Here is a 1,091-nt window from a genome sequence, read left to right as displayed (position 1 = left end):
AAGCGGACAGTACATCATAATGCGCGTCACCATCTTTATCGTGAGAAAAGCTTTTTTTCTGCAAGCATTCTTCCGCGGTTTCTAATGTAATGTGAATTTCACCGTCTGCTGACTCCTTCGTTGACAACACGGCAAGCTCAAGCGCATTTAAAGCGGAGCGGACATCTCCTCCGCATCCGTGGGCAAAATGCTCCATCGCCTGATCATCAATGGATACAGAATAGGTGCCAAGGCCCCGATGCTCATCATGGAGCGCACGTTCCAGTGCCTGTTTAATCAGATCAGGTGTTAACGGTTCAAGCTCAAAAATCTGGGTCCGGCTTCTGATCGCCGGATTAATGGCATGATACGGGTTAGCCGTCGTTGCTCCGATCAAAATGATCATTCCGTTTTCTAAATAGGGTAATAGAAAATCCTGTTTTCCTTTATCCAGCCTGTGGACTTCATCCAGAATCAAAATCACTTGGCCGGACATCTTGGCTTCCTGAGCTACGATTTCCATATCTTTTTTATTGTTAATGACAGCATTCAGCTTTCGAAAAGCAATACTTGTTGAACCGGCGATTGCTGTTGCGATTGATGTTTTTCCAATTCCGGGCGGCCCGTACAAAATCATGGATGACAAATATTTTGCCTGGACCATTCTGCCAATAATTTTATCTTCAGCCACCAGATGCTGCTGGCCGATAATATCCTCTATTTTTGTCGGACGCATCCGATATGCCAATGGCTTCATCTATCATCTCTCCTTACTTAATTACAGGGTAACGGAAAACCGTACATTAGAAAAGGGTAAAGGCCCCTTTCCTTCTGCCTCAATGAAAATTCGCTGAAGGTATGTTATAATAACAGTTGGTCTATAAGATAATAAACGGACGAAACATATAGAAATTACCATTATAAATGTGGAAAATCATGAAATAACAGAGGTGTTCATGTTGAAAATATCAACTAAGGGAAGATACGGGCTCACCATTATGATCGAGCTTGCAAAAAAGCACGGTGAAGGCCCGACTTCATTAAAAAGCATCGCACAGACGAATAATTTGTCCGAGCATTATTTGGAGCAGCTGGTATCGCCGCTCAGAAAT

1 protein-coding gene and 1 pseudogene are annotated in these 1,091 nt (G+C 43.2%); one reads left to right on the top strand and one right to left on the bottom strand.

All coding sequences use genetic code 11. The annotated features are described in order from the left end of the window. Nucleotides 1-736: AAA family ATPase (locus tag ACWHAR_RS22770; protein WP_452087910.1), on the bottom strand; the 736-nt coding region annotated here is incomplete at its 3' end. A 202-nt stretch (nucleotides 737-938) separates the two neighbouring features. Here ACWHAR_RS22770 and cymR point away from each other — a divergent pair. Next, a pseudogene (cymR, locus tag ACWHAR_RS22765) lies at nucleotides 939-1,091 on the top strand (cysteine metabolism transcriptional regulator CymR); the annotation flags it as partial.

The sequence above is a fragment of the Bacillus sp. LR--39 genome, assembly GCF_053613335.1.
The sequence above is the reverse complement of the archived record's forward strand: the minus strand, read 5'-3'. Positions and strand labels throughout refer to the sequence as shown.